This window comes from Rhizobacter sp. (assembly GCF_031412075.1).
GTDB lineage: Bacteria > Pseudomonadota > Gammaproteobacteria > Burkholderiales > Burkholderiaceae_C > Rhizobacter.
Genome location: NZ_JANOCG010000461.1, coordinates 1 through 5,902 on the forward strand (window position 1 = coordinate 1; position 5,902 = coordinate 5,902).

Here is a 5,902-nt window from a genome sequence, read left to right on the forward strand (position 1 = left end):
GAAACCGGGCCCATGAGACAGGCGCGCGATCGATTGAGAAACCGTCCAAATCAACCGCGTGAGCGTGGAGTTCGTTGTCGAAGGCAAATCCCGGGCCCTTTGACCCGAGCTGATAGCGCCCGGCCGGCACCTGCAACTCACCTTGCACGCTCGAAGCCTTCGGCGAACGGCCATTCATCGCCGGCCCGAGGTCGATGCCCAACTGCTGCGCCATGAAGTGCCAGGCTTCGCGGTGCATGTCTTCATGCATCAACACGAGACGGAAGAAATACAGATCGTCATCATGGTCAGCGCTTTGTTGCAGCAGCGCGTGCGTGGATTGGCGAACCTCGGCGAGGTAGTCCCGCGTGGCGCACACGCTCGGAAGCGCGAGCTGCCATCGTTGCCTGTGGGGCACGTTGGAAGAGTCGTACAGCCCATCGGCGCCGGCCAACACCGACGCGCAACGTGGCAAGGCCGGATCGAAGGCCAGGCCGCGCCGCCAATCGGTGTTGCGCGACAGCCAGTGCTCCTCGAACCAGCCGATGTGGCCCAACTCCCACAGCGGTAGGTTCAGGACCGGGTCGAACGCCACGTGCAAGCCTTCGGGCCCGAGCGCGCGCTCGAACCCATCGAACAGGGCGAGCAGTTGCTCGCGTCCGGTGCGGAATGCCTGATCCAGCACATCGGGGCCCGCGCCTCGCATATCGATCGACACAGCTGCCTCACCCTTCACCTTCAAATCGACTGCCGGTATAACCGAGCCCATGCCTCGCCCCCCGATCTGCATCGTGACACCCGCCCTCGCCAGCGCCAACAATGGCAACTGGCAGACCGCCCGGCGATGGTCGCAGATGTTGCGATCCCAGTACCTCGTGGGGTTGGTGGATCAGTGGCGGGGTGAGCCGGCCGAGCTGCTGGTGGCGTTGCACGCACGCCGCTCGGTTGCTTCCATCGAGCGCTGGGCGAGCCAGCGGCCCGGGCATCCCCTGGCCGTGGTACTGACGGGCACCGACCTGTACCGCGACATCCACGTCGACGCCTCCGCCCAGCATTCGCTGGGGCTCGCCGATCGGCTGATCGTGCTGCACGAGCGCGCCATCGACGACCTGCCCGAGCAGCACCGAGCCAAGGCCGTCGTGTGTTTCCAGTCGACCACGACGCGCGTGCCGTTGGCCAAGACGGCGCAGCACCTACGCTGCGTGATGGTGGGTCACCTGCGCGAAGAGAAGGCACCACAGACCTACTTCGAGGCCGCACGCCGGCTGGCGAGCCGGCACGACATCCTGCTCGACCACATCGGCGACGCACTCGACCCCGCCTTGGGCCTGGAAGCTCAGGCCTTGCAACAGAGCTGCCCCCACTATCGGTGGCTGGGCGCCCTGCCGCACGAAACGACACGCGGCCGCATTCAGAGTGCGCACGTGCTGGTCCATACCAGTCGCATGGAGGGTGGCGCCCATGTGGTGATGGAAGCGGTTTGCAGCGGCACCCCCGTGCTGGCCACACGCATCTCCGGCAACGTCGGCATGCTGGGGGCCGACTACGGCGGCTACTTCGAACCGGGCGATGCCGAAGGGCTTGCCACGCTGATCAAACGTTGCCGCGACCAGCCGGCGATACTGCAAGAACTGGGCGGCCAATGCGCAACGCGCGCGCCTCTTTTCAAGCCCGAGCATGAGCGCGCCACACTGCTTGCCCTGGTCCATGACCTGCTGGAGAACACCCGATGAGCACACCCCTTGCCTCACCCCCCACACCCCGCCTGACCTCGCTCTCGCATGGTGGCGGCTGCGGCTGCAAGATCGCGCCAGGCGTCTTGAGCGAGATCCTGAAGAACACCAACCGCATGCCGATGCCACCGGAGTTGCTGGTCGGGATCGAGACCGCCGATGACGCGGCCGTCTACCAGCTGACCGACGAGATCGCGCTGATCGCCACCACCGACTTCTTCATGCCCATCGTCGACGACCCGTTCGACTTCGGGCGCATCGCCGCCACCAACGCCATCAGCGATGTCTATGCCATGGGCGGCAAGCCGATCATGGCGCTGGCGCTCGTCGGCATGCCGATCAGCGTGCTGCCGACCGAGGTGATCGCCAAGATCCTCGAAGGCGGCGAGTCGGTCTGCCGTGCAGCGGGCATCCCCATCGCGGGCGGCCACACCATCGATTCGGTGGAGCCGATCTACGGGCTGGTGGCACTCGGCGTGGTGCACCCCAAGCGCGTGAAGCGCAACGCTGATGCGCGGCCCGGCGACCGGCTGGTGCTGGGCAAGCCGATCGGCGTGGGCGTCTTGTCGGCAGCGCTCAAGAAGGAGTCACTCTCGGCCGAGGGCTACGCACAGATGATCGCCACCACCACCCAGCTCAATACGCCCGGGCCCGATCTAGCGGCCATGGCAGGCGTGCATGCGCTGACCGATGTGACCGGCTTCGGGCTGGCGGGCCACGCGCTGGAGCTGGCACGTGGCGCGAAGGCCACGGTCGCGATCGACTGGGCCCGTGTGCCCCTGCTGCCGCAGGTGCGCGAGTTGGCCGAGCGAGGCATGGTCACCGGCGCGTCTGGGCGCAACTGGCATGGGTACGGCAGCGACGTGCAGCTGCCATCCGGCTTCTCAGCCATCGACCAGGCGCTGCTGACCGATCCGCAGACCAGCGGCGGACTGCTGGTGTCTTGCGACGCCAACGCGGTGGCAGACGTCATGGCCGTGTTCCGCCGTCACGGGTTCGAGGCGGCGGCCGAGATCGGTGAAGTGGTGGCCAACGGGCCTCGCGGGAGCGGCCTGCTGGTGCGCTGAGGCCGCACGCAATCGCGTCAATCCAACTGCGTGCAATCTGTCGTTGTCGCACCCACGGTCGGTGAGACCCGAGTTCGTACGGACGCTTTCGAGGACGATCGACCGGTCAATGACGGTGAGCGTGGTGCTCGTCAGGTACATGAGGATGGGCATGCCGAGCCGGCTCGTGGCTGTGCGGGTGGCTGTGAGGCCCCGGTGGGGCGAGCTCATGATGATGGGTGTGATGCCCGTCATCGTGACGGTGAGCGTGCTCATGTTCTGTCGCTTCGTGCACGTGCTCATGCCCGTGGCTTTCGGCCAGATGCAGCAAGATGCCTGACACCATGAGCACCGCACCCGCCAGCATCCAGGTGCCTCCGTCGCGCGCACCCAACGCGAAGGCCAACGCCGCACCGACGAACGGTGCGAAGGCGAAGACCGAACCCGTGCGAGTGGCGCCGAAAGCGCGTTGGGCCAGCAGGTAGAAGCGCAGACTCAGCCCGTATCCCGTCGCACCCACAGCGAACAGAGCCGATGCCTGCCACCATGTTGGCAAGTTTTCACCGAAGCCCACGGCAAGCAGCGTGGTTGCCAAAGCGCCCAACGCGCCTTTGAGCATCACCACCTGCCCAGGGTCTCGGTTGGCAACGCCGCGCGACAGCGTGTTGTCCACGCCCCAGGCCGCGGTTGCCACCATCACCGCCAGAATCCCGACCACCTGGGAACTGCCGGCTTCGGCGCGGTCGAGCACCAACACCATGCCACCCAAGGTGAGCAATGCCATCGCGAGGATCACGCGTCGATCCAGCGTCTCGTGGTACCACAGCCGCGCCAGCCCGGCCGTGAACACCGCCTCCAGCGTCAGCATCAAGGAGGCACTGGCTCCGCTGGTGCGCTGCAAGCCCCATACCAGCGCCACCGGCCCAATGGCGGCACCGAACAGCGCCATCAGCATAAGGCGGGACAAGTCGCTCCGCTGAACACGCGCCTCGCGCTCGATCGGCCGGCGCAGCAGTGCGCCCACCAGCGCTGCGCCCGCATACAACAGTGCCGCGGTTGAAAAGCTTCCGAGGCCGGCACCGAAACGCTGCACCAGCGGCGTGCTGACGCCAAACAGCACGGCGGCCGTCAGCGCCAGAACCCCGCCCCGCAGCGCCGGGTGGTGCTGGGTCGGATCGATCATCAGTTGGCCTTGAACCGCACCGTGACCACCTTCTTGTCAGCGAGCGTCACAACCGCCACGGCCTTGGTGCCGGGGCTGAGCTTCAGGCCCTTGGCTTCGAGCTTGTTCGGGGCCGCCGCGACCAAGTCGGCTTCGCTCTTCTCTGCCCCCTTCAACAAGGTCAGCTTGCCGCTCATCCCGGCCGTGGAAAGTGGCGTGCCGTGGTCATCGATGTACACGGTCACGGTGTCGCCTTGCGTTGCCAGCTCGAACACGAGGTCGCTTGCCGTGGCCACCGTGCCGCCGAACTTGGCTGCCTTCGGCCCGTGTGCCAGTGCAGCATTTGCCGATAACAACGTGGCAGTCGCGATCAACAGTTGCAGGAACTTCATCTTCGACATGTCTACCCCTTCAGTCAGGCACATCGCCTGTGATCAGTTTCACAACGCCTCGTGGTGCTTCTCGGTGCACACGATCCAAGGTCAACATCAATACGTTTCATCCGATGCCTCGGAAAGAATCCTGCGCGTAGCGGGTTCACCCAACCAGGCATAAGCGAGCGGCGTCAGCAGCGTGTCGAGCAGCGTCGAGCTGATCAACCCGCCGAAGATCACCACCGCCACCGGGTGCAGGATCTCCTTGCCCGGAGAGTCGGCCGCCAGCAGCAAGGGCACCAGTGCGAATGCGGCCACGAGCGCAGTCATCAACACCGGTGTCAACCGCTCCAGCGAACCGCGCACGATCATCGCGTGACCGAAAGTCTCGCCTTCGAACCGGCACAGGTTGATGTAGTGGCTGATCTTCAGAATGCCGTTGCGTGTGGCGATGCCTGCGAGCGTGACAAAGCCGACCATCGACGCCACCGACAGCGACACGCCGGCCAGCCACATCGCGACCACGCTGCCCACCAAAGCCAGCGGTATGTTGGCCATGATGAGGCCGGCCAGCACCGCAGATTTGTAGCGCGAGTAAAGAACCATGAACATCATCGACAGCGACACCAGTGACAGCAAGACGATGAGTTGGGTGGCCTGTTCCTGCGCCTGGAACTGGCCCTCCAGGCTCACGAAGGTGCCTGTGGGCAAGGGCGTTTTGGCGATCACCGCTCGAATGTCGGCAATGACCTGGGACATGTCTGTGCCGTCGGTGTTGGCGTACACCACGATGCGCCGGCGGCCGTTCTCCCGGCCGATCTGATTCGGCCCATCGGTTTCTTCAACGGTGGCGATGCTGGACACCGGGATGCGGCCCGAAGGTGTGTCCAGCAACACGGCGGCCAGATCCTGAGGCGACCGCTTGTCGTCGGGCAAGCGCAGCACCAGATCGTAGCGGCGGGCACCGTCCACGATCTCGGCGCCGTGCGCACCATCGGTCAGCGCTTTGAGCGTGCGCACCGCCTCGGCCGGCGTCAGGCCCGCTTGCGCGGCCTTTTGATAGTCGACGCGAACGCTGATCTGCGGAATCAACACCAACTTCTCGACGGTGAGGTCGACCAGGCTTGGCACACCCGCGAGCTCTTTGCGCATCTGCTCTGCGACGCCTCTCAACCCATCCAGGTCATCGCCGTAGATCTTCAAGGCGATCTGCGCGCGCACGCCCGACAGCAAATGGTCTAAGCGGTGCGAGATGGGCTGACCGATGGCCACCGCGGCGGGCAGCGAGGCGAGTTCGGCGCGGATGTGCGCCATCACCTGTTCTCGATTTCGGTCAGAGCGTTTCAGGTCGACATCGATCTCGCTCGAGTGCACCCCTTCGGCGTGCTCATCCAGCTCGGCCCGCCCGGTGCGGCGCCCGACTTGCACGACCTCGGGCACCTGTGTGATGAGCTTTTCTGCCACGCTGCCCATGCGGTTCGCTTCGGCGAGTGAGGTGCCCGGGTTGAACATCAGCGACAGCACCAGGGAGCCCTCGTTGAACGCGGGCAGGAAGGTGCGCGGGAAGAACGGAATGGTCGCAGCCGCGATCACCACGGCCACCCCACC

General features: G+C 65.6%; 6 protein-coding genes. 2 read left to right on the top strand and 4 right to left on the bottom strand.

The window, feature by feature from the left end; all coding sequences use genetic code 11:
- On the bottom strand, nt 1-715 hold a 715-nt coding region (locus RMO40_RS17510; RefSeq protein WP_309724195.1), incomplete at its 3' end, for a DinB family protein.
- A 31-nt stretch (nt 716-746) separates the two neighbouring features.
- Between RMO40_RS17510 and senB the strand changes: the two genes are divergently transcribed.
- Together senB and selD are read left to right on the top strand one after the other, a co-directional pair.
- Complete coding sequence (gene senB / locus RMO40_RS17515) at nt 747-1,712, top strand: selenoneine biosynthesis selenosugar synthase SenB (RefSeq protein ID WP_309724187.1); 966 nt, start codon at nt 747-749, stop codon at nt 1,710-1,712.
- Nucleotides 1,709-2,779, top strand: a complete 1,071-nt coding sequence (gene selD / locus RMO40_RS17520; protein WP_309724189.1) for a selenide, water dikinase SelD — start codon at nt 1,709-1,711, stop codon at nt 2,777-2,779. The genes senB and selD overlap by 4 nt, the downstream gene beginning before the upstream one ends.
- A 106-nt stretch (nt 2,780-2,885) precedes the next feature.
- Here selD and RMO40_RS17525 read toward each other — a convergent pair whose 3' ends face one another.
- The 3 genes from RMO40_RS17525 to RMO40_RS17535 all read right to left on the bottom strand — a co-directional run.
- Complete coding sequence (locus RMO40_RS17525; protein WP_309724190.1) at nt 2,886-3,941, bottom strand: DMT family transporter; 1,056 nt, start codon at nt 3,939-3,941, stop codon at nt 2,886-2,888.
- Nucleotides 3,941-4,321 (bottom strand): hypothetical protein, encoded by a 381-nt coding sequence (locus RMO40_RS17530; protein ID WP_309724191.1) that lies wholly within the window; start codon nt 4,319-4,321, stop codon nt 3,941-3,943. Before RMO40_RS17530 ends, RMO40_RS17525 begins: the two co-directional genes overlap by 1 nt.
- Before the next feature lie 87 nt (nt 4,322-4,408).
- Nucleotides 4,409-5,902 (bottom strand): efflux RND transporter permease subunit (locus tag RMO40_RS17535; protein ID WP_309724193.1); only part of this gene is annotated, 1,494 nt, incomplete at its 5' end.

What these genes read in the sequence shown, in the direction of transcription:
- selD (WP_309724189.1), top strand. Translation starts at nt 1,709, where the DNA reads ATGAGCACACCCCTTGCCTCACCCCCCACACCCCGCCTGACCTCGCTC.
- RMO40_RS17525 (WP_309724190.1), bottom strand. Translation starts at nt 3,941, where the DNA reads ATGATCGATCCGACCCAGCACCACCCGGCGCTGCGGGGCGGGGTTCTG.
- senB (WP_309724187.1), top strand. Translation starts at nt 747, where the DNA reads ATGCCTCGCCCCCCGATCTGCATCGTGACACCCGCCCTCGCCAGCGCC.
- RMO40_RS17530 (WP_309724191.1), bottom strand. Translation starts at nt 4,321, where the DNA reads ATGTCGAAGATGAAGTTCCTGCAACTGTTGATCGCGACTGCCACGTTG.